General features: G+C 66.5%; 21 protein-coding genes. 14 read left to right on the forward strand and 7 right to left on the reverse strand.

Annotated elements, in window-relative coordinates; translation table 11 throughout:
• Nucleotides 1–51 precede the first annotated feature (51 nt).
• The 7 genes from AC5RW2_RS22755 to AC5RW2_RS22785 all read left to right on the forward strand — a co-directional run bounded on the left by AC5RW2_RS22755 (nt 52) and on the right by AC5RW2_RS22785 (nt 7,808).
• Entirely contained in the window at nt 52–984 is a 933-nt protein-coding gene (locus AC5RW2_RS22755) for an SDR family NAD(P)-dependent oxidoreductase (protein ID WP_494024184.1), read from the forward strand.
• 2 nt (nt 985–986) lie between these two features.
• Nucleotides 987–1,889, forward strand: coding sequence for an amidohydrolase family protein (locus AC5RW2_RS22760; protein WP_494074655.1), 903 nt, complete (start codon nt 987–989; stop codon nt 1,887–1,889).
• Nucleotides 1,886–3,097, forward strand: a complete 1,212-nt coding sequence (locus AC5RW2_RS22765) for an acyl-CoA dehydrogenase family protein (protein WP_494074656.1) — start codon at nt 1,886–1,888, stop codon at nt 3,095–3,097. Before AC5RW2_RS22760 ends, AC5RW2_RS22765 begins: the two co-directional genes overlap by 4 nt.
• 28 nt (nt 3,098–3,125) lie before the next feature.
• A complete protein-coding gene (locus tag AC5RW2_RS22770; RefSeq protein ID WP_494074657.1) occupies nt 3,126–3,581 on the forward strand; it encodes a MaoC family dehydratase in 456 nt (151 codons plus the stop codon).
• A 162-nt stretch (nt 3,582–3,743) separates the two neighbouring features.
• Nucleotides 3,744–4,739: an ABC transporter substrate-binding protein gene (locus AC5RW2_RS22775; RefSeq protein ID WP_494074658.1), complete on the forward strand. Its 996-nt coding sequence runs from the start codon at nt 3,744–3,746 to the stop codon at nt 4,737–4,739.
• 164 nt (nt 4,740–4,903) lie between these two features.
• A complete protein-coding gene (locus AC5RW2_RS22780) occupies nt 4,904–5,893 on the forward strand; it encodes an ABC transporter substrate-binding protein (protein WP_494025169.1) in 990 nt (329 codons plus the stop codon).
• 361 nt (nt 5,894–6,254) lie between these two features.
• On the forward strand, nt 6,255–7,808 hold the full coding sequence (locus AC5RW2_RS22785) for an acyl-CoA synthetase (protein WP_494074659.1): 1,554 nt from the start codon (nt 6,255–6,257) through the stop codon (nt 7,806–7,808).
• Nucleotides 7,809–7,920: 112 nt separating this feature from the next.
• Here AC5RW2_RS22785 and AC5RW2_RS22790 read toward each other — a convergent pair whose 3' ends face one another.
• Both AC5RW2_RS22790 and AC5RW2_RS22795 read right to left on the reverse strand, forming a co-directional pair.
• On the reverse strand, nt 7,921–8,553 hold the full coding sequence (locus tag AC5RW2_RS22790) for a PadR family transcriptional regulator (RefSeq protein WP_494000901.1): 633 nt from the start codon (nt 8,551–8,553) through the stop codon (nt 7,921–7,923).
• A gap of 133 nt (nt 8,554–8,686) precedes the next feature.
• Complete coding sequence (locus tag AC5RW2_RS22795; RefSeq protein ID WP_494074660.1) at nt 8,687–9,994, reverse strand: MFS transporter; 1,308 nt, start codon at nt 9,992–9,994, stop codon at nt 8,687–8,689.
• A gap of 160 nt (nt 9,995–10,154) precedes the next feature.
• On the opposite strand from AC5RW2_RS22795, the gene AC5RW2_RS22800 reads away from it, so the two are divergent.
• The gene (locus AC5RW2_RS22800) at nt 10,155–11,021 is read left to right on the forward strand and encodes a methylenetetrahydrofolate reductase (RefSeq protein WP_494074661.1); all 867 of its coding nucleotides are present in this window, start codon (nt 10,155–10,157) and stop codon (nt 11,019–11,021) included.
• Nucleotides 11,022–11,367: 346 nt separating this feature from the next.
• Entirely contained in the window at nt 11,368–11,670 is a 303-nt protein-coding gene (locus tag AC5RW2_RS22805) for a hypothetical protein (protein ID WP_494074662.1), read from the forward strand.
• 204 nt (nt 11,671–11,874) lie between these two features.
• Here the strand turns inward: AC5RW2_RS22805 and ligM are convergent, their stop codons facing one another.
• Together ligM and putP are read right to left on the reverse strand one after the other, a co-directional pair.
• Nucleotides 11,875–13,281 (reverse strand): vanillate/3-O-methylgallate O-demethylase, encoded by a 1,407-nt coding sequence (gene ligM, locus AC5RW2_RS22810; protein WP_494074663.1) that lies wholly within the window; start codon nt 13,279–13,281, stop codon nt 11,875–11,877.
• A 283-nt stretch (nt 13,282–13,564) separates the two neighbouring features.
• The gene (gene putP, locus AC5RW2_RS22815) at nt 13,565–15,076 is read right to left on the reverse strand and encodes a sodium/proline symporter PutP (protein WP_494074664.1); all 1,512 of its coding nucleotides are present in this window, start codon (nt 15,074–15,076) and stop codon (nt 13,565–13,567) included.
• Between the two features lie 233 nt (nt 15,077–15,309).
• Here putP and AC5RW2_RS22820 point away from each other — a divergent pair, with 233 nt between their 5' ends.
• Complete coding sequence (locus AC5RW2_RS22820) at nt 15,310–17,043, forward strand: ABC transporter ATP-binding protein (RefSeq protein WP_494074665.1); 1,734 nt, start codon at nt 15,310–15,312, stop codon at nt 17,041–17,043.
• Nucleotides 17,040–19,079 (forward strand): ABC transporter ATP-binding protein, encoded by a 2,040-nt coding sequence (locus AC5RW2_RS22825; RefSeq protein WP_494025177.1) that lies wholly within the window; start codon nt 17,040–17,042, stop codon nt 19,077–19,079. Before AC5RW2_RS22820 ends, AC5RW2_RS22825 begins: the two co-directional genes overlap by 4 nt.
• Nucleotides 19,080–19,263: 184 nt before the next feature.
• On the opposite strand, the gene AC5RW2_RS22830 is transcribed toward AC5RW2_RS22825, so the two are convergent.
• Both AC5RW2_RS22830 and AC5RW2_RS22835 read right to left on the reverse strand, forming a co-directional pair.
• The gene (locus AC5RW2_RS22830) at nt 19,264–20,052 is read right to left on the reverse strand and encodes an IclR family transcriptional regulator domain-containing protein (RefSeq protein WP_494074666.1); all 789 of its coding nucleotides are present in this window, start codon (nt 20,050–20,052) and stop codon (nt 19,264–19,266) included.
• Nucleotides 20,053–20,109: 57 nt separating this feature from the next.
• Complete coding sequence (locus tag AC5RW2_RS22835; protein ID WP_494074667.1) at nt 20,110–20,736, reverse strand: cob(I)yrinic acid a,c-diamide adenosyltransferase; 627 nt, start codon at nt 20,734–20,736, stop codon at nt 20,110–20,112.
• A gap of 97 nt (nt 20,737–20,833) precedes the next feature.
• On the opposite strand from AC5RW2_RS22835, the gene AC5RW2_RS22840 reads away from it, so the two are divergent.
• The 3 genes from AC5RW2_RS22840 to AC5RW2_RS22850 all read left to right on the forward strand — a co-directional run bounded on the left by AC5RW2_RS22840 (nt 20,834) and on the right by AC5RW2_RS22850 (nt 23,476).
• Complete coding sequence (locus AC5RW2_RS22840) at nt 20,834–22,597, forward strand: BCCT family transporter (RefSeq protein ID WP_494000891.1); 1,764 nt, start codon at nt 20,834–20,836, stop codon at nt 22,595–22,597.
• An 84-nt stretch (nt 22,598–22,681) separates the two neighbouring features.
• Nucleotides 22,682–23,233: an acyl-CoA thioesterase gene (locus tag AC5RW2_RS22845; protein ID WP_494000890.1), complete on the forward strand. Its 552-nt coding sequence runs from the start codon at nt 22,682–22,684 to the stop codon at nt 23,231–23,233.
• A gap of 54 nt (nt 23,234–23,287) precedes the next feature.
• The gene (locus AC5RW2_RS22850; RefSeq protein ID WP_494074668.1) at nt 23,288–23,476 is read left to right on the forward strand and encodes a DUF1918 domain-containing protein; all 189 of its coding nucleotides are present in this window, start codon (nt 23,288–23,290) and stop codon (nt 23,474–23,476) included.
• Nucleotides 23,477–23,560: 84 nt separating this feature from the next.
• Here the strand turns inward: AC5RW2_RS22850 and AC5RW2_RS22855 are convergent, their stop codons facing one another.
• Entirely contained in the window at nt 23,561–24,205 is a 645-nt protein-coding gene (locus tag AC5RW2_RS22855; protein WP_494074669.1) for an SAM-dependent methyltransferase, read from the reverse strand.
• Nucleotides 24,206–24,306: the final 101 nt, after the last annotated feature.

Below are 24,306 nucleotides of genomic sequence, written 5' to 3' on the forward strand. Positions count from 1 at the left end.
ACCAGCATAAACCGCAACGCACCTCCACCGTGCGGGACGAAGGAGCAGCAGATGTCTTTGGCCGGAAAAACAGCGATCGTCACCGGAAGCGGCCGGGGCCTCGGCCTGGCCTACGCGCAGGAGCTTGCCCGCCAGGGTGCCTCCGTTGTGGTTAATGACGTGGACGCGCAGGTCGCGGAGGAAGCCGTCGCCAGTATTACCGGCGCCGGCGGCCAGGCCACGGCCGTCGTGGCCCCGGTGGGGCCAACCGAAACTGCCCGCCAGCTGGTGGCCGCCGCCGTCGAGACCTTCGGCCGCCTGGACATCCTGGTGACCAATGCCGGAGTGCTGCGGGACAAGTCGCTCCTGAAGATGACCGACGAGGACTTCGACCTGGTGATCAACGTGCACCTGCGCGGCACCTTCACCTGCGTGCGCGAGGCCTACGCCTACTTTAAGGAGAACGCTGTCGCGGGACGGATCATCACGATCGGTTCGCCTACCGGCCAGCGCGGCAACTTCGGTCAGACCAATTACGCCGCGGCGAAGGCCGGCATCGTCGGGATGGTCCGGACCTGGGCGCTGGAGATGAAGAAGGCCGGCGTCACCGCCAACGCCGTGATTCCGGTGGCAGCCACCGCGATGACGAAGACCGTGCCGTTTTTCCAGAAGGCCGTGGAGGCGGACGAGCGCGGCGAGGCCATGCCCGACTTTTTCCGCAAGGAGCTGGGCTTTGGAACGGCCGACGACGTTGCCGGGCTGGTTGCCTACCTCGCCTCCGATGCGGCAGCCAACGTGACCGGCCAGGCGATCGGGGTGGGCGGCGACCGGCTGCAGTTGTGGTCCCATCCGGAGCCCGTCGCCACCGAGTTCCTGGACGGCGGCTGGAACTACGAAGCGCTGAGCGAGCGCTTCCAGGACCTGTTCGGCGGCCGGCTGCAGAGCGTGGGCGAGACGTTCCCCGAGCTGCCGGCGGACCTGCAGCCCGAGTCGGCGGCGAAATAGCCATGCCTGCCACGCGTTACGAACCGGCGCTCGATGTCGCGTCGCTGGCGGCGATCGACATGCACGTCCACGTCGAGATCGACGGCCATGGACACCTCTCGCTGCCGCAGGAGCTGATGGACGCGTCGAGCGCGTACTTCAAGGCGGAGGAGCGGACGCCGTCGCTGGATGCGATCGCCGAAACGTACCGGGAACTGAAGATGGCGGCGGTGGTGTTCACCGTGGATGCCCGGACCCGCCTGAAGCACGAGCCGAACAGCATCGAGGACATCGCCGAGGGCGCCGCCCGCAACAACGACGTGCTGATCCCGTTCGGCTCCGTCGACCCGCTGACGGGTCCGGAGGCCATCGACCGGGCCAAGTCCCTGGCCGAGGACTACGGGGTGCGGGGCTTCAAGTTCCACCCCAGCCTGCAGGGCTTCAACCCGTCCCACGAGCGGTTCTACCCGCTGTGGGAAGCCCTGCAGTCGCTGGGCCTGCCGGCGGTGTTCCATACCGGTCAGAACGGCATGGGGGCCGGCACCCCCGGCGGCTCCGGGATCAAACTCGGCTACTCCAACCCGCTGCTGCTGGACGAGATCGCCGCCGACTTCCCGGACTTCCAGATCATCATGGCGCACCCTTCGATGCCCTGGCAGGACGAGGCCAACTCGATTGCGACGCACAAGTCGAACGTGTTCATCGACCTGTCCGGCTGGTCGCCAAAGTACTTCCCGGAATCCCTGGTGAAACTCTCCAACTCCGTCCTGCAGGACAAGGTGCTGTTCGGCACCGACTACCCGCTGATCACCCCGCAGAAGTGGCTGGGCGCCTTCGCGGACCTGCCGCTGAAGGACGAGGTCCGGCCGAAGATCCTCAAGGACAACGCGGTGCGCCTGCTCGGGCTGGGCGGTGGGCAGGCATGAGCACGGTGGCCCACGAGAAGGCCGGCACCGCGGCCGGACCCTTCTATCCCTCCGACCAGTACGGCTACGCCGCGCTGCTGACCGACGCCGAACGCACCGTGCTCGGCCGGCTGCGCGGCGTGCTCGAGGAGCAGGTTCAGCCGCTGCTGGCGGACTACTGGGAACAGGGTGAGTTTCCGTATCAGATTGCCCAGCCGCTGTATGACCTGAACCTGATGGCGCCGGCCGAACTGACCGACGGCGGCGCGAAGCCCTCCGGACTCTACGAGGGCTTCCGCAACTTCGAGCTCGCCCGAACAGACGCCTCCGTCGCCACCTTCTACAACGCCCAGTCAGGACTGTTCCGCACGGCCGTGACTCTGGGCGGCAGCGCCGGGCAGGCTGCTGAGCTGGACCCGAAGATCCGCAGCTTCGAGTTGAAGGGCGTCTTTGCGCTGACCGAACCGGAACACGGATCGGACATCGCCGGCGGGCTTGAGACCAGCGCCCGCCGCGAGGGAGGCGAATGGGTGATCGACGGCGCCAAGCGCTGGATCGGCGGGGCCGCCGCTGCCGACGTGCTCGCCGTCTTCGCCCGCGACCAGGCGGACGGACAGGTCAAGTGCTTCCTCGTCCCGACCGATGCCCCCGGGGTCGGCATCGCCAAGATCTTGCGAAAGACCTCGCTGCGCATGATGCAGAACGCCGACATCGCCCTGGCCGGAGTCCGCGTACCGGACTCCGCGCGGCTGCAGAACGTCAACTCGTTCGCGGACGTGGCCTCGCTGCTGCGCAACATGCGCTCCGACGTCGCCTGGATCGCCGCGGGCGTCCAGGCCGGCGCCTACGAGGCCGCGCTGCGCTACGTCAAGGAGCGGCGGCAGTTCGGCAAGCCACTGGCCGGATTCCAGCTGGTTCAGGAGAAGCTGGCCACCATGCTCGGCAACCTCACGGCCTCGCTCGGCATGGCGGTGCGGCTGACCCAGCAGCAGGAGGACGGCATCTACAAGGACGAGAACTCGGCGTTGGCCAAGATGTTCTGCAGCGCCCGCATGCGCGAGACCGTTGCCCTGGCCCGGGAAGTCGTGGGCGGCAACGGCATCACCCTGGACACCGACGTCGCGCGGTTCCATGCCGACGCCGAGGCCGTCTATTCCTATGAAGGCACGCACGAGATCAACGCCCTGATAGTCGGCCGGGCAATCACCGGCACGGGCGCATTCCGCTAGAACCATCCATCTTTCCAAGGAGCCCTCTATGAGCAACACCGTCGTCAGTCTCGAAGAACTGCCCAGCCTGGTCGGCAAGGACCTGGGCTACACCGACTACCGTGAAATTACCCAGGACCAGGTCAACACCTTTGCCGATGCCACCGATGACCACCAGTGGATCCACACCGACCCGGAAAAGGCCAAGGAAGGACCGTTCGGCGCGCCGATCGCCCACGGCTTCCTGACCCTGTCGCTGGTCATTCCGCTGTGGAGCGAATTATTCGATGTGGAAGGCGTCACGACCAAGGTCAACTACGGCCTGGACCGTGTGCGGTTCACCAGCCCGGTGAAGGTCGGCTCCAAGGTGCGCCTGCATTCGGTGATTTCCGAGGTCACCGAGGTGAAGGGCGGGGTCCAGATCAAGACCAACAACACCATCGAGATCGAAGGCGAGGAGCGCCCCGCGGTCATCGCGGAGTTCTTGGCCCGCTTTTACGCCTGACGCCGGCGCCCTCCTTGTCCTGCTGACAGCCGGCTGCACAAATCCAACCTAACTGTTGATTTATTCAACTATTGTATCTACATTGTAATTAGGTGTGGCGTCGATCACAGTCAGTCTCCCGACGGCGGGGGCGGCGGCGCCTAGGACCGCGAGGAGCATTTCATGAAGAAGCACTTGGCGAAGTTGTTGGCCGGTGGCGCGATTGCCGCGATGGCATTGACCGGCTGCGGCTCCGGTTCCCCCTCCGGGTCGAACGAAGCGCCGGCGGAACAGTCCGGCGCCGCCGGCTCCGGGCTCACCAAGCTCACCGTAGGCGTGCTGCCGATCGCCCCGTCGGGAGCCATGCAGTACGGCATCGATGAGGGCATCTTCGAGAAGCACGGCCTGGAACTGGAGTTGCAGGCCGGGCAGGGCGGCGCTGCCATGCTGCCCGCCGTTTCCACCGGCACCCTGAACTTCGCCGTCGGCAATCCGCTGTCGGTGATGACGGCGGTGGACAAGGGCCTGGATATGAATATCGTCACGGGCTACAGCAACTCCAAGGCCGAGGGCGAGGATATCAACGCCGTGATCGTCAAGGCTGATTCCGGGATCGAGGACTTCGCCGATCTGGAGGGCAAGACCACCGCGGTCAACACACTCAAGACCCAGGGCGACCTCACCATCATGGAATCGGCGGCGATCGACGGGGGCGACCCGTCCAAGCTGAAGTTCAGCGAAATGCCGTTCCCGGACATGGAAGCCCAGCTGGAGCGCGGAAACGTTGATGCCATTTGGGTGCCTGAACCCTTCCAGTCGAAGGCGTTGGCCAACAAGGACTACAAGCTGCTGGGCTACCCGAACCAGAAGGCCTTGCCGGGCCTGCCCACCATGGTGACCTTCACCAGCGGCAGCTACGCCGACCAGAACGCGGAGATCGTGGCCGACTTCAAGGCAGCCGTTTCGGAAACCCTGACGGCCGCGGAAGCGGATCCGGCCGGCGTCCGTGCCGTCCTGCCGGACTTCATGGGCATGCCCGAAGAAGTGGCGAAGGGCCTGAAGATGGAAACGTTCGACGCCGAGCTCCCGGTGGATGTTCTCAGCGACATGGGCGAGCTGATGGTCAAGTACGGGTACGTGGACAAGGCTCCGGACGTGCCGGCCATGGCCGCCCAGTAGCCTTCGTTCTTGGCCTCTGGCGGCGGGGCGGTTCCCGGGATGCGGGAGCCGCCCTGCGGCCTGTTGCAGGGGTTCCCGTCGTTGACGGCCTCCACTATGTCCGTAGATACTGTGACCTAAGGCACACTCTTGCTGCATGGGGCGGTGGAGTGGGAGAGGGACCCGTGAAGAGAATTGGAACGGCGGTTGCGCTGGCGGCAGTGCTGGCGGTAACAGGCTGCGGTGGGGGCAGCCCGTCCGGTGGCGGTGATGCGGCCCCGACCGGCGGCACCGAAGCCGCCGGCGGAATGACTCCCATCAAGGTTGGGGTCATCCCGATCGTCGACGTGGCTCCCATCTATCTGGGTGATCAGGAGGGATTCTTCGAAGAAGAGGGGCTGGATCTCGAACTCGTCCCGGCACAGGGCGGCGCGGCCATCATCCCGGCCATCACGAGCGGTCAGATGGATTTCGGCTTCAGCAATGTCACGTCGCTGGTGATTGCCCGCTCCAAGGGGCTGAACATGCAGATGGTGGCCAACGGCGCTTCAACCACCGGCAACCAGGATGAGGATTTCGCGGCCGTGATGGTCAAGCCGGACAGCGGGATCAAGGAGATTGCGGACCTGACCGGCAAGCGCATCGGCGTGAATACCCTGAACAACATCAGCGACTCGACGATCCGTGAGGCGGTGGAGCAGGCCGGCGCGGACTCGTCGGACCTGAATTTCGTCGAGATGCCCTTCCCGGACATGCCCGCGGCGCTGGCCAACGGCAATGTGGACGCGATCGCCGCCGTCGAGCCGTTCGTGACCATCGTCGAAGGCGATGGTGCGGTGCCCGTGTTCTCCAACTATGCCTATCCGGTGGAAAACCTCACGGTGGCGACCTACTTCACCTCGGACGACATTGCCGAGGAGAAACCGGACGTCACCCAGGCCTTTGTTCGGGCGATGAAAAAGTCGTTGGCGTTCGCCGACGAAAATCCGGACCGGGTGCGCGAGATCCTGCCCGAGTACACGCAGCTTGACCCCGCGGTCATCGAAAAGCTGACCCTGCCGAAATTCCCGCAGGAGGTCAATGCCGAGTCCATCCAGGAGATCGCCGACATCTCCCTGAAGAACGGCCTGATCGAGGAGATCCCTGATATGGAGGCGCTCCTGCCGCGGCAATAGGCGTCCACCGACCTGCGTTGGCCGACGTGTTGCTGAGGGTCTGGCGGTGCGGCTAGGGGCGGGCCGTCGGCGGAAACGCCTCTCCGCGCTCGCGGAGGGGCGTTTTCCTGTTCCCGGGCGGGTCGAACGGCTGCCTTCTGTGGCGGGGCACCGCCGGTTGTGGTGCGGCGAAGGCCGATGGTACACCCGCATCTTCAACTATTGACTTTCTCAACTAAATGGCCCTAGGTTGGAGATGTTTAGTGTGATCTGGTTCACCGCTGAGCCGTGGGTCCGGCCCCCGCCCGCGGGCTTGAGGGTTGGGGGCCGCTCGAGGGGCTGTCCAGACCCGCTCGCCGGGTACGTCGGAAGGTATGTCACCATGCACAATCAAGGTCTTGGGGCCTGGATCCACAAGCGCCGCATGAAGTCCGCCGCGAAAACCGCCGTCATCAGCAGCGCGGGTGAACTGAGCTACGGGGAGTTCGCCGGGCGGGTGGACCGCCTGGCCAACGCCTTGGCGGACCGCGGCGTCGGCCGCGGTGACCGGGTGGCCTACCTGGGGGAGAACCACCCGGCGTTCCTGGAAACCTTTTTTGCGTGCGGGACCCTGGGCGCCATCTTTGTTCCGCTGAACACCCGGCTGGCCCCGCCCGAGGTCCAGTTCGCCCTGCAGGACTCCGGCAGCCGCATCCTGGTCCACGCCCGCAGCCTGCAGGCGCTGGCTGACCGCGGCAGTGCGCTGCTGGGGCTAAACCGGCTGATCGTGGTGGAAGATACCCCGGCGGGAACCGTTGCCGAGGCAGCCGAGCCGGGCACCGTCGTCGAACTTTTGGAGGAAGTCATTGCCTCCGGCAGCACAGAACGCCGCGATGAGGCAGTGACGCTGGATGACCCGGCCATGATCCTCTACACATCCGGCACCACGGGCCGGCCCAAGGGGGCGCTGCTCACGCACGGCAACATGACCTGGAACAGCATCAATGTGCTCGTGGACTTCGACATGGCCAGCACCGACGTCGCCCTGATGATCGCCCCGATGTTCCACGTGGCATCCCTGGGCATGGGCGTGCTGCCGGCCCTGCTCAAGGGGGCCACCGTGGTGCTGGAGCCCAAGTTCGATCCGGGGCGGACCCTGATGCTGATCGAGAAGTACAAGGCCACCAGCATCAGCGGCGTGCCGACCACCTACCAGCTGCTGTGCGAGCACCCGGACTGGGACAAGACGGACATCAGCTCCCTGAACAAGCTGACCTGCGGCGGATCGGCCGTGCCCATGCGGGTGCTGGAGGCCTACGAGGCCCGCGGGCTGTCCTTCACCAACGGCTACGGGATGACCGAAACGGCCCCCGGAGCCACCACGCTGGCGGCGGAGAAGTCCCGCCCGAAGGCCGGATCCGCCGGGCTCCCGCACTTCTTCACGGACATCCGGATCGCCGATCCGATGGGCGAGGTCCTGCCCCCGCGGGAGGTCGGTGAAATCCAGATTTCGGGTCCCAACGTCATCCGCGAGTACTGGAACCGGCCCGATGCTACGGCCGAGAGCTATGCCGACGGCGTATGGTTCAAGTCCGGCGACATGGGCTACGTGGACGACGAAGGCTTCCTCTTTATCTCCGACCGGCTCAAGGACATGATCATCTCCGGCGGCGAGAACATCTACCCGGCCGAGGTGGAGCAGGTCATTTTGGAGCTGGAGGCCGTCAGCAGCGCCGCGGTCATCGGCGTCCCGGACGAGAAATGGGGGGAGGTGCCGCGCGCGGTGGTCACGCTCCGCGAGGGCTTCTCCGTGTCCGCCGAGGAGATCCAGCAGCACCTGGACGGGCGGTTGGCCCGCTACAAGATCCCCAAGTCCGTGGTGTTCGTGGAGGACCTGCCGCGGACGGCCAGCGGAAAGATCCGCAAGGCGGACCTGCGGAAGGAATACTCGAACTAGACGGGGCTGCCCCCGGGCGCGGGCTACTTGCGGGCGCCGAACTGCCTGCGAGCGCCGGCCAACTTCCGGGCGCCGAATTGCCTGCGGACGCCGAACTGCCTGCGGGCCCGGGCTACTTGCGGGCGCCGGCCGGCTGCGGCGACTGCGGCTGCTGGACGCCCGGCTGGTCGGAAAGCCGGTCGATGAGCGCGAGGCCGCGGCGAGCCCAGGTGATCTCCTGTTCCGCGCGGGCCACCAGCCCTTCATAGGTGAAGCGCTTGAAGGCCTTGACCCGCGTCCGTTCGCTCGCCGGGGTGCCGGCCAATCGGCGATTGAGCATCTCGCTGCTGTCGTCGTCGATCTCTCGGATCCGCTGCTCCCACTGCTGCCGGAGCGCGGTGTGGTGCTCAATGTGCGCGCGCATCTGTTCGCGCGCAGCGTCCGGTTCGGCCCACTCCAGGTAGGCCGCCTTCAGGTGGGCTGGATCCCGCACGCGGGTGTAGTCGAGCGTGGTGTTCATCCACTCCCGGAAAGCCTGCAGCCCGGCGGCGGTGATGTGGTAACGGCGCTTCCTCCCGCGCTGGCCCCAGATGACCTCCTCCCCGTCGAGTAGCCCTTCCTGCTCCATCCGCCGCAGCTCCGGATAGATCTGGGAGTCGGGCGCGTGCCACACATTCCCGACGGACGACTCGAATTCCTTATAGAGGTCGTAACCGGTCATGGGTTCGACGCTGAGCAGCGCCAGCAAGGCGTAGCGGAGACTCACTGATCAACTTCCTTTTCAGTGTTGTGTTGCCAATCACTATATCCATCGGTAGTCGGATGGCCACGCGAAAATCGATGTTGATCGTCGATCGTGGTCTCGAAGCCGTCGTTTACGGGATGCCGGGCCGGCCGCGCTAAGTGCGCGCCGGCCCAACCGGTTCCAAAGTCCGGTCCAGCGGGTGCTCAAGCTCGTCCTTCAGCATTCCGCCGAAAATAAGCGCCAGCACAGCCAGGAGCGGCAGGGCGAGGCCGATCAGCAGGAAAATCAGCCAGACAGGCACGACTTCGCCCAACGGCCCGGCGAGCGCCATGGAGACCGGCATCAACGCCAGCGAGACGAAGAAGTCCAGGCTGGAGATCCGACCGAGCAGGTGCGGCGGCACGCGGCGCTGCAGCAGCGTGCCCCAGATGACCTGGCCCGCGCTTCCGGTCGCGCCGACTACGAACAGTGCCGCGGCCATCAACCAAAAACTGCCGGTGAAGCCGATGACGGCGATCGGCAGGGCGCCGGCGCCCCAGAACAGCAGCATCATGGTCAGGTAGCGCCGGGGCAGCCGCAGCGAGGCAGTCACCATCGCCCCGGTGGCGCCGCCGATGCCGAAGATGCCAAGCAGGAAGCCAAACGTGCGCGAGTCCCCGCCCAGTTGGTCTGCAACCGCAAACGGCAGCAGTACCTCAATGGGGCCAATGAAGATGAGCACGCTCACGACGGCCCACAGCAGCGTCCAGAGCAGCCAGGGAGTCTTTAGCGTGTAGGCCACGCCCTCGCGCAGATCCGCCAGCACGGAGCCGCGCTTGCCCGGGGGCTCGTCTGCAGCGGCGACCGACGCCGTCGTCCCTGCATCCGGAGCCAGTTCCTGTCCGAGGAAGTTCAGGATGATCAACGCGGACAGGTGGCACAGCGTGATCCACCCGATGGCCGCACCGGGGGAGAAGGAGGCGACGATCATGCCAGCCGCAGCCGGTCCGGCGGCCTGCTGCAGCAAAGGCCGCATGGTGCCCTCCATGCCGTTGGCCGCCAGCAGGTCCTCGGCCGGCAGAATCCTCGGCAGGATGGCCGAGTAGGCGGGAAAAAAGAACGCGGCACCGACTCCCAGCAGGAAGGCGGCTGCGGCCAGGTGCCACAGTTGCAGCAGCCCGGTCATGGCCAGCAGGGCCACCGCGCCGATGGCCACCAGGTTAGCCGCCTCCACGCTGATAATCAGGCGGCGGCGCGGAAGACGGTCCGCAGCGATGCCGCCGAGCAGCACGAACGCCAACAAGCCGACGCTGGCGCAGGTGGCGACGAGCGAGAGCTGAATGGGTCCGCCGCCTAGGGCGATGACCTGATACACCATGGCCACGGCCCACATGCCGGCGCCGAAGACCGAGATGGCCAGGGCCGAAATGAGGATGCGGTAGTTGCGATGGGCGAAGGGCCGCAGCGCGCGGGGCGTGGACATGGTTGTTCCTGGGATTAGAAGGAAAGGCTCACATAGTATCCACCAGTGATTGAGAAATGCAAACCACTTATCACCCCCTATGTTGGTAGTGGCTTTCCGGCTAGACTCGCTGCAGGTCGGTCAAGGGTGACCGGCACCACACGAGGAAGGAATTCCGACTATGGCCGACCCCAAGCACGCGCCGTCCCAGGCGGCCCGGACATTGCTCGACGACTTCTCGCTCGAGATGACCGGCAAGGATGTTCCCGCGCTGGAAGATGCCGCCGGCACGATTCCGGCGGGAACGCGGATCAACGTCACCTTCCTGGGGAACGAGGACCTGCCGACGCGGGTTGCGGCGGCGGCCGCCGTCAAGCGGCACGGCTTCTTGCCGGTACCCCATGTCTCTGCCCGGCGGTTGGCGTCGCGGGCCGAGTTGGAAGACTTCCTGCAGGCGTTGTCCGCCGATGCGGCACCGGAGGACGTCTTCGTGGTCGGCGGCGACCCGGCCGAGCCAATGGGGCCTTATCCGGACTCGCTCGAGGTCATCCGCAGCGGGCTCCTGCCCCGGTTCGGAATCCGCCGCGTGGGCATCAGCGGCTACCCGGAGGGGCATCCGGACATTTCCGGCGAGGTGTTGTGGAAGGCGCTGGAAGACAAGCATGCCGAACTGCAGCGGCAAGACCTCGAAGCGGTCATCATCACGCAGTTCGGCTTCGACACGGATCCCGTCTTCGACTGGCTGGCCGAGGCCCGCCGCCGCGGAATCCACGCGCCGGTGCGCATCGGCATCCCCGGGCCGGCCGGGGTCAAGAGGCTGCTGAACTATGCCAAGCGGTTCGGAGTGGCCTCGTCGGCCGGGATCGTGCACAAGTACGGCTTTTCCCTGACCAACCTGCTGGGGACCGCCGGGCCGGACAAGTTCCTGGAGGAATTCGCCGGCCGTTATGACCCATCGGTGCACGGCACGGTGAAGCTTCACTTCTACACGTTCGGCGGAATGAAGGCCACGGCCGACTGGGTCAAAGACTTCCGCGCCGGACGGTAGCGCTGCGCGAACGGAAGCTCATCGGAGACGGTGACTCCGCGCCGCGGCGATGGCAGCCGGCTTCCGGGGGCTGCGCTGTCCACGTTCAGACGGAATTGTCCATTTTTTGGCGCGCCATGGCGCCCTGACAAGGGGCGATGCTTGAGCAGGTTTTAATACCTGGACAACGCCGCTCCTGAGCGGCGCTCGCCGGAGTCAGGGCCGGATCGGGCCACCGGCGTGGCCCCGCCGAGGTTGGCTGATGGAACTCCTGGGGGCGCGGTGCGCAGTTCCCGGCCCTGTTGCGCGCCGCCGCTCTGTGGTTAGGTGAAGGCAGGGCGCACCAGCGCTTGAGGGAAGGAGATTCATGAGCGAGGAAATCAACAACCCGGACCGCTACGACCGTACGGGGCGCGAAGAGAACCAGGGCCGCGAAACCTCCCGGGACGAGGAATTGCTCCCGCCCGGTGAGTTGCCTGCGGATGCCAAGAAGGGCCTGGCCAACGTCTACGGCGATGCCGACCGGACGGCTATTGACGATCCAGTCAGCGCGCCCGGCCCCGAAGACGCCGCGGCGATCGAGCACATGGAGCAGCATTTCCGCGTCGGCGAGACCGAGTCGGGCGAGCGGTACGTCGAAGAAACCGGCAGCCAGGAAAACAGCAGCTGACGACGGTCCCGCCTGGGAAGCAGCGGAAAACGGCGGCCGTCGTCGGTCCCTGCCTGAGGCAGAGCGGCGCGTGAAGCGGGTTGCCCTCCGGGCGGGTTCGTAGGCCGGCGTCCAGCCGATGTCGGCTCAGCAGCGCAAAACGGCGGGGAAAGTGCCACAGGCACCTTCCCCGCCGTCCGCTGTCGCGGCCTACCGCAGCCTGGCTCAGGCCTTCCGGCCGGAGCGCCAGCCGCCGGGGTAGTCCTGGCGGACCGCCTGGGAGTACGGCACCGGGCTGACGATGGCCCGCACGTTCAGCTGCCGGTGCGGCTCCACGGTGGTCTTGCGGGTACCGCCGTCGGGCTCGCCCCAGAGCACCGTGACCTCGGTGCCCTCCGGCACGTCGGCGTCCACCGTGGCCAGGGACAGCCCCCGGTTCTCGTTGGCGGAGTAGCCGGTGAACATGGACAGGCCGATCGTCTCGCCGGCGGCATCGAGCACCGCGTCGTAATTGGACGAACCGTAGTTGGCCAGCGGCAGGTCAAAGTACTTGTACGGCGTGCCCTCGGTGTCGAAGAGCGAGGCGAAGATCTTCGCCATGTCCTCGGGATTCCATTCGAGCGTGACCTTCTTGCGCTGGTCGGCCGGGTCGATCTTCTCCAATGCCTCGCGGCCAATGAAGTCGTGGTCGAACTTCACCATGTGGCCGTACCCAAGCTCCCACGGGTTGAGGTAGTAGTCCTCGATCTTGTCCGAAACGAAGCTGCCGGCGACCGCGTTGACCGCCTCGTAACTGTCGGCGCCGAGCCATTCGCGGTAGGGGCGCAGTTCCTCGCCGGTGTAGATGGCGGGCAGCGGGGAGGGGATCCAGCCCGATTCCAGGGTGTTGGACGGGTAGGCGCGCGAACCGACGGCCAAGAGGCCGAACTCCTGGCCGGCCTCCAGGATGGTGTCGCGTACCTGGTCGTACGTCTCGTATGGTCCCCAAATCTCCAGCCCCGGTGCGCCGGCCATGCCGTGGCGCAGGGTCTGGACCTGCCGGCCGGCGACCTGCATCTGGTCCATGTTGAAAAACTTCAACTGTTCAACCTGGCCGCCGTTGACCTTTTCGATGATCTTCCAGGCGTTCGGGCCCTGGATCTGGAAGCGCCAGTACTTGCGCTTCACCGGCTGTCCCATGGGCCGCGACGGGGAGCGCCGGTCCACCTCGATGTCCACGTCGTAGCCGCCGGTCTCACCGTGATAGATCAGCCAGTTGGCGGCGGGGGAGCGGCCCACGTAGACGTACTGGTCCTCCGTTTCGTGGAACAGGATGCCGTCGCCGATGACGTGCCCGGCCGGCGTGGTGGGTACGTACTGCTTGGCCTTGTTCACGGGGAAGTTGGCTACCGAGTTGATGGCGGTGTCCGAAATCAGCTTCAGGGCGTCCTTGCCCCTGATGAACAGGTTGTCCATGTGGTGCGACTGGTCGAACAGGACCGCGGACTCGCGCCAGGCGCGCTGCTCGCTGCGCCAGTTCGTGAATTCCGGGGCGACGACGGGGTAAATATAGGCGCCGATCTGCGAGTTGCGCAGCATCTCGACGGCGTTGCCGGACTGGTCCAAAACTTCCTGAAGATTCTTGGCGCTCATGGGTTCTTGTCCTCCTCGATGGCGGGCCGGAGTGTGACGCATTGCACATTTCCAAGATACTCCGACTCTATACCTATGGAGATAGTTATGTCGACGGTTTAACGCGGGATTTTTGCGGAGCTTCGACGGCTGCCGGCCGGCCGCTGGTTCTCGCCGGCGCTGTAAATCACGAGGGCGGGCGGCGGAGCGCTTAGCCTGCCGGGCAGCGCATGGTGTGCAACGCGAAAGGGTGCCCTTCCCGACGTCGGAAAGGGCACCCTTTGCGGTCCGTTGACCGGGTGGGTCAGCGCTCTCCGGCAGCCACGAACGGCTTCCCCGCGGTTGCGCGGCTGACCGCTTCGGCGAACTCCGTCTCGATGTCCGGCTGCGGCTTGTGCGTGAAGAGGCTGACGACGACGGCGACGGCGACGTTGAGGATGAAGCCCGGAACGATCTCGTACATGGTGGCCGAGAGCGCCGAGGTGCCCCAGATGAACACCGTGACCGCGCCGGCCAGCATGCCGGAGAGCGCGCCGGCGACGGTGAGCTTGCGCCAGAACAGCGACAGGATGATGGTCGGCCCGAACGATGCACCGAACCCGGCCCAGGCGAAGGCTACGAGCCCCAAGATGGTGTCGTTGCGGCTCCAGGCCAGGAGGCCCGCCACGAGGGCGACGACCAGCACGCCCAGGCGGCCGAGCATCACCTGGGTCTTCGCCGGGGCGTCCTTGCGGGCGAAGATCTTGTACAGGTCCTCCACCAGGGCAGACGAGCACACGATCAACTGGGAGGAGATCGTACTCATGATCGCCGCCAGCACCGCGGCCAGCACGAAGCCGGCGATGAACGGGTGGAACAGGATCTGCGCGAGGTCCAGGAACACCGATTCGGCGGACTTGGCGTCCGTGAGGGTGGCGCCCGGGTTCTGCTGGAAGTAGGCCACGCCCACCAGCGCGGTGGCAACGGCGCCGAATACCGTCATGAGCATCCAGCCGATGCCGATCCGGCGGGCCGCCGTGGCCTCGCCGGGCGTGCGCAAGGCCATGAAGCGGACGATGATGTGCGGCTGCCCGAAGTAGCCCAGTCCCCAGGCCGCAGCCGAAATGCCGGCGACTGCACCACCGGTGAACAGGCTGAGGTGGCTCGGATTCACCTCACGGATGGAGTCGATGGTGGCAGCCAGGCCGCCGGTGGCGAACACACCGACGATCGGAACCAGCAGCAGGGCCGCGAACATCAACAGCCCCTGGGCGACGTCGGTATAGCTGGCGCCGAGGAAGCCGCCGAACAACGTGTACAGGACGGTGACGCCGCCGACCACGAGCATGCCGACCCCATAGGTGGAGCCGAAGGAGGATTCGAAGAAGACGCCTCCGGCCACCATGCCGGAGGAGACGTAGAAGGTGAAAAATACCAGGATGATCACGCCGGAGACTATCCGCAGCAGCCGCGAGCGGTCCTTGAGCCGGTTCTCCAAAAAGCTGGGGACGGTGATGGAGTTATTGGATACCTCCGTGTAGGAGCGCAGCCGCGGGGCCACGAACTTCCAATTGAGCCAGGCGCCAATCGTTAGGCCGATGGCAATCCAGGCTTCGAACAACCCGCCGACGTAGAGCGCCCCGGGGAGGCCCATCAGCAGCCAGCCCGACATGTCCGAGGCGCCGGCGCTCAGTGCCGCGACGCCGGGCTTGAGGCCGCGGCCGGCAAGCATGTAGTCGTCCAAATCGCTCGTGCGCCGGTAGGCCCACCATCCGATGACCAGCATGCCTGCCATGTAAATCAGCATGGCGATGATTTGGAACATCTGGTCGTTCACGAGGTTTCCTCCGCCGTGTCTCGGTTTGGTGCGCCTCAGTCTTCCAGCGGGCTACAGGCGTGGCCAATCGCCGCCGCTTTGTGTCGCACGGGACGAAGAACCGCGGGGTAACCGGCGGTCCGCTGAAGGCCAGGGCAGAAGTTCATCTGCCGTGGGTTACAGCGGCTCTGGCCAAGGTGTAGCCTCTATCTGGCCTCAATCCACCCTTTCGCCGAAAGTTGCGTCACGTCCCGATGCTGCTCCGCCTCATCCGCCATTACGGCCGCCCCTACCTTCCCTACGTGTTCGCCGTGGTGGTGCTGCAGCTGATTGCGACCATCGCCGCGCTGTACCTGCCCAGCCTGAACGCCCAGATCATCGACGAGGGCGTGGCCCGGGGCGACACCGACTACATCTGGGGCACCGGCGGCCTCATGCTGGTGGTCAGCTTTATCCAGGTGGCGGCCGCGATCGCCGGGGTTTATTTCGGCTCGAAGGCAGCGATGGCCCTGGGCCGCGACCTCCGCCGCGGCATTTTCCACAAGGTCACCGGGTTCTCCGCCCGGGAGGTAGGACGATTCGGCGCGCCGAGCCTCATCACCCGCGGCACCAACGACGTCCAGCAGGTGCAGATGCTCGTGCTGATGGGCCTGAACTTCATGGTGATGGCACCCATCATGTGCGTCGGCGGCATCATCATGGCACTGCGCGAGGACCTGCAACTGTCGTGGTTGGTGTGGGCATCGGTGCCGCTGCTGTTCGTCGTCGTCGGTTTGCTGGTCTGGAAGCTGATGCCGCTCTTCCGCATGATGCAGACGAAGATCGACAACATCAACGGGGTGCTCCGTGAGCAGATTACCGGCATCCGCGTGGTCCGGGCGTTTGTCCGCGAGCCCTACGAGGCCAAGCGCTTCGAGAAGGCCAACCGCGAACTGACCGATGTCTCGGTCTCGGTCGGCAACCTGTTCGTTTTGATGTTCCCCTCGATCGGCATGATCCTTCACCTGGCCACGGCGGCGGTGCTGTGGTTTGGCGGACTTCGCGTGGACGCGGGCGAGATGCAGGTCGGTGCCCTGACGGCGTTCCTGCAGTACCTGCTGCAGATCCTCATGGCGGTGATGATGGGCACCTTCATGGCGATGATGATTCCCCGGGCCTCGGTCTGTGCCGAACGCATCGGCGAGGTGCTCGACGTCGAGCCCTCCGTGCATGAACCCGCCGAGCCGCAGCAAGCCCGGGAACCGGCCGGCGTCGTTGAGTTCCGCGACGTCACCTACTCCTATCCCGGCGCCGAGGAACCCGTGCTGCGCAACGTCAGTTTCACGGCCCGGCCGGGGCAGACGACGGCGATCATCGGCAGCACCGGCGCGGGCAAGACCACCCTGATCAGCATGCTCCCGCGGCTGTTCGACGCCGACAGCGGTGAGGTGCTCATCGACGGCGTTCCGGTCACCCGGATGGAGCGCACCGACATCACGGACCGCGTGGCGCTGGTGCCGCAGCGGCCGTACCTGTTCTCCGGCACGGTGGCACACAACCTGCGGTTCGGCGATCCGGACGCCACGGATGAAGAACTCTGGGAGGCGCTGCGCGTGGCCCAGGGCGAGGACTTCGTCCTTGCCAAGGACAAGGGGCTTCATTCGGCGCTCTCGCAGGGCGGCACCAACGTGTCGGGCGGCCAGCGCCAGCGGCTGTGCATCGCCCGCGCCCTGGTGGCCAAGCCCAAGGTCTTCCTGTTCGACGACTCGTTCTCCGCGCTGGACGTGGCAACCGACGCCAGGCTGCGGGCCGCCCTCAAGGGGACCACCGGCGACGCGACAGTCATCATCGTCGCCCAGCGCGTCGCCACCATCATCGACGCGGACCAGATCCTGGTGATGGAGCACGGACAGATCGTGGCCCGCGGCACCCACGGGCAGCTGCTGGAGAGCTCGGAGACCTACCAGGAAATTGTTCAATCCCAGACTGCGGTGGAGGAAGCGGCATGACACCGGACAAGGAAGCCCCGGCCGAGGTGGCCACCGGGCCGGACCCCGTGACGGCGCCAACGCCGGGAGCCGCCGCTGAAGCCGAGGCCGAGGTGCTGGAAGAACAGTTCCAGCCGGGCGAGGCCGACCAGGACTTCATGACCGGGACGCCGGTCCGCAAGGCCCAGCACTTCTGGCCGTCCGCCAAGCGCCTGTTCGGGCTGCTGAAGCCGGAGAAGGCCGGGATCATCCTGGTGCTGGCCATGGTGCTGGTGGCAGTCGTGCTTAATGTGATTGCGCCCAAGGTGCTGGGCAACGCGATGGACGTCATCTTCAGCGGCGCGATCGGCGCGAACCTGCCCGCCGGCGCCAGCCAGGAAGAAGTCATCGCCGGGCTCCGCGCCCAGGGCCAGGACCAGTTTGCCGACATGCTCAGCGGCATGGAACTGGTTCCCGGGGTCGGCATCGACTTCCAACTGCTGGGCAACCTGATCCTGCTGGTGCTGGGGATGTACGTGGTCGCGTCGCTGTTCATGTGGCTGCAGGGTTGGCTGCTGAACCAAATCGTCATGCGGGTGGTCTTCGGGCTGCGCCGCGACGTGGAAGCCAAGCTGAACCGGCTGCCGTTGAACTACTTCGACACCCGCCAGCGCGGCGACATGCTCTCCCGGGTGACCAACGACGTCGACAACATCCAGCAGGCGCTGCAGCAGGCGTTCGCGCAGCTGATCATGTCCGCGCTGAGCCTGCTGGGCATCACCATCATGATGTTCATCGTCTCCTGGCAGCTGGCCCTGATCGCCTTGATCGCCCTGCCGCTTTCCGCGGTGGGCGCCGGCCTCATCGGCACCCGCAGCCAGAAGCTGTTCACCGCGCAATGGAAGAACACCGGAGCGCTCAACGGGCACATCGAGGAATCGTTCAGCGGCCATGATCTGGTCCGCGCCTTCGGCCGCGAGCAGCAGTCGGTGGAACAGTTCGACGAAAAGAACGAGGAACTCTACAAGGCCTCGTTCGGCGCGCAGTTCGTCTCCGGCATGATCATGCCGGTCATGCAGTTCATCTCCTACCTGAGCTACGTCGGAATCGCCGTGGTGGGCGGCCTGCGCGTGGCATCCGGCTCCATGACCCTGGGCGATGCCACCGCGTTCATCCAGTACTCGCGTGAATTCAACCAGCCGCTGGGCCAGATGGCGGGCATGGCCAACATGCTGCAGTCCGGCGTCGCCTCGGCCGAGCGCGTCTTCGAACTGCTCGACGCCGACGAGCAGGCCCCGGACACCGCCACCGAATCGCTGCCCGCCCAAACCGAAGGGCAGGTCCGGTTCCACAACGTCAGCTTCAGCTACAGCCCCGACAAGCCGCTGATCGAGGACCTCTCCTTCGCGGCGCGGCCCGGCGAGACGGTGGCGATCGTGGGGCCGACGGGCGCGGGCAAGACCACCCTGGTGAATCTGGTAATGCGCTTTTACGAACTGGATGCCGGCCGCATCACCCTCGACGGGGTGGACATCACCGCCCTCAGCCGGGCCGAACTGCGGTCCAAGGTGGGCATGGTGCTGCAGGACGCCTGGTTGTTCGGCGGCTCCATCTACGAGAACATCCGCTACGGCAACCTGGACGCCACCGAGGAAGAAGTGATGGCGGCCGCCAAGGCCACCTACGTGGACCGCTTCGTGCGGGCGCTTCCGGACGGCTATGACACGGTGATCGACGAAGAGGGCAACAACGTCTCCGCCGGTGAGAAGCAGCTGATCACCATCGCGCGCGCGTTCCTGGCGAACCCGTCGCTGCTGATCCTGGATGAGGCGACCAGCTCGGTGGACACCCGCACGGAACTGCTCGTCCAGCACGCCATGGCCGCGCTGCGCACGGACCGCACCAGCTTTGTCATTGCGCACCGGCTCTCCACCATCCGGGACGCCGACGTGATCCTGGTGATGGAGGACGGCAAGATCGTGGAGCAGGGCAACCACACGGAGCTGCTGGCGGCCGAAGGCCCGTACTACCGGCTCTACATGTCGCAGTTCGCGGCGGCCGCGGATCCGGTGTCCTGATCCCCTGAACGGGAGGACGACGACGGCGGCGCCCGCTTCGGCGGGTTCCGCGCCGCGCGCGGGCCCGCCCGCAGGCGCCCACAGGTTCCGCGCGCAGGCACCGCCGCCCACAGGCTCCGCGCGCGCAGGCAGCGCCGTCCAGCGCCGCCCGCAGGCTCCGCGCGCCGGCACCGCCGTCGGGCTCTTAGCGGGTGGCGCTTTCGGCGATCAGCTCCGCCGCGCGGCGCAGCAGCGGGAGGTGGCTGGCGATGGCCGTCTCCAACGTGTCGGGGGTGGCCAGCATATTGACGCCGACGGCGGCGAGCACCGTGCCGCCACTGTCCCTCACGGGCACGGACAGCGTGCGGTGGCCCTGCTGCAGTTCGCTGTTGTTGACCGCGTAGCCCTGCCGCCGGACCTGCTCGATCTCCTGGCGGAAACGCCAGGTGCTGTCGATGGTCTGCTCGGTCAGCCTGCTGAGGCCACCGTCGACGGCGGACCGGAGGCCGTCCTCGGACAGCCCGGCCACCAGCACCTTGCCCATCGACGATGCGTGCGCCGGAATCTTGGCGCCGACGGTCAGCCCGGCGCGGATCATGCGCGGTACGCGGGTCGCCGCGATGCAGATGACGTCGCCGCCGGCCAGCACGCCCGCCGTGCACGGTTCGTTGAATTCCCCGGTCAGCCACTGGACCGCCGCGCGGGAGGCCCGGACGAGCGGAGAGCCCGCGACGTAGCCGTGGCCCAGCTCCAGGGCCTGATGGGCCAGCGAGAACAGGTCATCCCGGCAGCGCACATAGCCAAGGCTGACCAGCGTCCGGAGCACCCGCGCGGTAGCCGCACGGTTCAGGCCGGCGCGGGCGGCAACCTCGGCCGCCCGCATCTGCGGATGACCATCATCGAAGACGCTTAACACCGACAGGCCGCGCGCCAGAGTGCGCGCGGACGGCTCTGTCAAGGCCCTGGCCACGGGCGCGTCGGAGGTGATGCTCATCACCGTCGAGGATACCCGGCAGGCCGCCGGATCGTGACGGCGGTTACCTGCTCAGCGCTACTCGGTGGCGCCGGACTGGTCCTCGAGGACGCCGCGGACGGAGGACTCGGGAACCCACATCACGTCCCCGTGCTCGGCGTTGGCCACCCGGGCCATCACGAAGAGCAGCCCGGAGAGCCGGTTGAGGTAGCGGCCGGTCTCGGAATTCACCACGTCGCCGTACTCATCCAGTGCCGCCCAGACCGCGCGTTCGGCGCGACGCACCGCCGTGCGGGCCTGGTACAGCAGCGCAGCGGAGAGGGTTCCGCCCGGCAGCAGCATGCCGCTGAGGTCCTTGGCTTCCTGCCTGAAGTGTTCGATGGCGCGTTCCAGCCGCTCCACATGCTCGGGGATGATGCGGGCGTCCGCCGCCTGATTGCCGCGATACGGCACCAGCAGGTCGGCCATCAGGTCGAACAAGTCGTTTTGGACGCTGACCAGCATGGCGCTGACCTCCGGGGACACACCCCCGCTCGCCATGGCCACGGCCACAGCGGCGTTGGCGGCATCCACTTCGGCATGCGCGACCACCCTCGGGTCGTTCTTGGACACCTCGCCGTGGCTGCCGAAGGCGGTGTACCCGGTGTCGCCATAGTGGTCCATCCGGGTCTGATCATCGCTCTGAAAGTCGCCATCTCCACTCATGCCTGCCATCATACTGACGGGACGTTTGACATCGAAGAGCCGCAGCAAGCCCGGAGCGCCGCACGCGCACAGCCGGTGACAACAGTGAGGATCAGTGATGAGCAGCGAATTTACCGGCCCCTTGCCGACGGTCTCCCGGGATACGGGTGATGACGGGCAGCGGGGCTGGAATACCGTCGACAAGACGGTTTTCTTCGTTTCAGGCAGCATTATTGTTGCCATCTGCCTGCTGGGAGTTTTCTTTACCCAGCAGGTGACCGAAGTAACCGGATCAATTCTCGGCTGGGTGACCAACTCCTTCGGCTGGTTGTTCATCCTCGGCGCCACCGGCTTCGTAATCTTTTCGCTGGTGCTGGCCTTCGGCCGGTATGGCAACATTCCGCTCGCGCAGGAGGGCGAAACCACCGAATTCTCCACGTTGTCGTGGATTGCCATGATGTTCAGCGCCGGCATGGGCATCGGCCTGATGTTCTTCGGCGTCTACGAACCGGTCACTCATCTGGCCTCGCCGCCGCCCTTCGTGGATGCCGCTCCGGGATCCCCCGAGGCCGCGAACAGCGCGATGGCCTACACGCTCTTCCACTGGGGTCTGCACCCGTGGGCCATCTACTCGGTGGTTGGCCTGGCCCTGGCCTATTCGACGTACCGGATGGGCCGCGGCAACCTGATGAGTTCGCCCTTCCAGGCGATCTTCGGCAAGGAGCGGATTGAGGAAAAGGGCTGGGGCAAGCCGATCGACATCCTGGCGATCATCTGTACGAAATTCGGGTCAGCGACCTCGCTGGGCCTGGGGGCGCTGCAGATTGCCGCCGGATTGGCGCTGCTGCGGACCGGCCGGTTCGAGGAGAACCCCGGCGTCGTGGCTCCGATCCTGATCATCTGCGTGCTGACCGTGGGTGTGGTGATTTCGGCGGCCAGCGGCGTTGCCCGCGGCATCAAGTGGCTGAGCAACACGAACATGGTGCTGGCCGCGGTGCTGCTGGTGTTCGTCTTCGTGGTGGGTCCCACCGTCTTCATCCTGGATCTGGTCCCCGCCGCGATCGGCGACTACCTGGCCAACATCGTCCCCATGAGCTTCCACTCGGCCGTCTTCGGCGGCACCGAGTGGCTGGCCAACTGGACCATCTTCTACTGGGCGTGGTGGATCTCCTGGACCCCCTTCGTGGGCACGTTCATCGCCAAGATCTCCCGCGGGCGGACCATCAAGGAATTCGTCCTGGGCGTGCTGCTGGTCCCCACCGCCGTGAGCGTGGTCTGGTTCTCGGTGTTCGGCGGTGCGGGCATCCACCTCCAACTGGGCGGTGAAGATATTGCCGGGACCGGAGACGAGGCGGCCGGTTTCTTCGCAACCCTGCAGAACTATCCGTTCTTTTTCGGCGCGGCCATCGTGGTGATGGTGCTGACGGCGGTGTTTTTCGTCAGCGGCGCCGACGCCGGCGCCGTCGTGCTGGGAACGCTTTCCTCCCGCGGCCGAAAGGAGCCGTGGAAGCCGCTGGTCATCCTCTGGGGCGTTCTCACCGGTACCGTCGCGGCCGTGCTGCTGTTCGTCGGCGGGCTCGACGCGCTGCAGACGTTCACCATCCTGGCGTCAACGCCCTTCGTGCTGATCATGGTGGGACTCTGCCTCTCGCTGTACGTGGACTTGCGCCGGGATCCGCTGCGGCAGCGGCGCATGGGCCCGGTGCGCGGAGCCGTCAGCGTCCCCAGCACCGTGCCGTTCGCGGTGCCGGTGACGTCCGAGACGCCGGTCGTCCAGCCTGGCCAAGCCGGGCGCATCAACGGCTCCGGCGGCCCCGACCATCCCGCGGGGGGACTGCCGGAGGACCTCGGGGACGGCAAAAAACACGGACACCACGCGTAGCAGGACTAGCTGGAAAGTGGCGGGACCGGCGCGGCTTAGCCGGTCCCGCCCGCCCGGCAAGTTACCTCCGGGTAACATGGCGGCATGCACCTGATCTTCCGCACCCTCCTGCTGCTGCTGACGGCCCGCCGCCGCCCTGCCCTGGACATATGGGATTCGTCCACGCTGTCCCTGCGCGTGCTGCCCACCGACATCGACATCGCCATGCACGTCAACAACGGGATGTATTTCTCGCTGATGGACCTCGGCCGCTTCGAGCTGATGGTGCGTGCGGGCGTGTGGGACACCTTCCGCCGCAAGGGCTGGTCGCCGGTGGTCGGCGCGGAGACCATTTCCTTCCGTAAATCGCTCACACTCGGCCAGCAATACAGCATCGAAACCCGGATCATCGGATTTGACGACCGCGCCATCTTCTTCGAGCAGCGCATGGTGGCCGACGGCGAAATCCATGCCCGCGCCTACATCGCCACCCGGCTGGTTTCGAAGCAGGGCCCGGTTTCCAATGAGGAGATCTTCGCCGCCGTCGGCCAGCGGCCGCCGGCGGACCTGGTTTTGCCCGAATGGCTGCACGAGTGGCGGGAGAACAACGCCCTGCCCAGCACCCGCCGGCCCGCCCCGCACCGCTGGGTGCGCTGACTCTGGTCGGCCGCAGCCCGTTCCCCTAGGCTATGGGAAAGGAGGTGAGCGGTCATGATCGCAGCACCCGGAGACCGCATCGTCATCAGGGGCAGGACGGTGGACGCGGCTGACCGGCACGGCGAAGTCATCGAGGTCAGGGGCGACGGCGGAGCCCCGCCCTACTTCGTGAGGTTCGACGACGGCCATGAGAGCGTCGTCTTCCCCGGCACGGACTGCAGCATCGAGCACGCTGCCGGGTAAGAAGCCGCTGCCGGGTCAGAAGTCCGCTGCAGGCCACGCCCGATGCCGGCTCAGAAGCCGGATGCAGGCCAGGGCCGATGCCGGCTAAACGGCCAGCCGGCGGGCGCGCAGGACGCTGTCCGTGATCGTGGCGGTCTGCCCGTCCGGGCCCGTGACCTTGCGGGGGACGGAGTCGAGCGTGTCGAGGGCCCAGTCCGGGGAACCTAGTCCGAGTGCATCGGCCAGCTCCCCGGCCGTGGGCAGCGGTTCCTCGGGTTCCGGATGTCCCGACCAGGGCGGAAACGATTCGTGGCCGACAACCAGCAACGTGCCGCCGGGTGCTACCGCGCGGGCCGCGGTGGTGAGAATGGCGTTCCGCGGCAGCTCGACCGGCGAGTGCAGGAATTGGGCGCAGACCAGATCGTAGCTTTCCCGCGGTTCCCAGCGGGCCAGGTCCTGTCGGAGCCACCGGATGCGGTCCGCAACACCGGCTTCGTCGGCATGTTTGGCCGCCCGTTGCAGCGCGAGCCCGGACATGTCGAGGCCGGTGACCGTCCACCCCTTGCCGGCGAGCCAGATGGCGTCTGCGCCCTCGCCGCAACCCAGCTCCAGGGCGGTGCCGGGCGGCAGGCCGGAGACCTCGCGGACCAGCATGGCGTTCGGCCGGCCGCTCCACACCTGGTCCCGTTGGCTGTAAAAGGACTCCCAGAACTGGTCGGGCTCTTCCCGGCGGTCGTGATGATGCTCCATGCCTGCAGACTCTACGCCCGCGAGGTGACGGCGGCGACGGCCCGGCAGCCGGCCCCCACGGGCGGGGAGGGAAGAAATAAAGACGGGCACCGCCGTCGTTG

It is taken from the genome of Arthrobacter sp. B0316-1-20 (assembly GCF_059091865.1).